The sequence below is a fragment of the Guyparkeria halopsychrophila genome (genome assembly GCF_044582135.1).
GTDB lineage: Bacteria > Pseudomonadota > Gammaproteobacteria > Halothiobacillales > Halothiobacillaceae > Guyparkeria.
Map to the genome: position 1 here is coordinate 1 of NZ_JBDODP010000070.1, position 415 is coordinate 415.

General features: G+C 55.4%; 1 protein-coding gene. It reads left to right on the top strand.

The window, feature by feature from the left end:
• Nucleotides 1-51 precede the first annotated feature (51 nt).
• Nucleotides 52-415, top strand: a 364-nt coding sequence (locus tag ABGV18_RS11525) for a helix-turn-helix domain-containing protein (protein WP_396586152.1), incomplete at its 3' end; no start/stop codon positions are given.

The window sequence follows — 415 nt, forward strand, 5'->3', positions numbered from 1 at the left end:
TGAAGTGACCCCTGAAAGTTGGACACCAATCCAACTGACAGGGGTTTTCTTATGGCCAAATATTCATTGGCATTCAAGCTTCGGGTGGTCCGAGATCGAGAGCAGGGCCTTTTCGGTAGCCGAACGATAGCGGCGCGCTTTGGGATTGACCACGGCACGGTCGAAAAGTGGTGTGCGGTTTACCAATTGCATGGCGAAGAAGGGCTGAGGAAGCGGCATCGACGCTACTCGTCTGCTTTCAAGGCTGCTGTCTTGCTCCGAATGGCCAGTGAGGGCTGGTCCATTCGCCAGACTTGCGCCATATTCAACATTCCAGCGCAAAGAACGCTTCAGCAATGGCAACGTGCTTTTGCCCAAGGTGGCATGGCAGCACTGGAACCCAAACGCCGCGGGAGACCACCCAAGATGGCCAAGC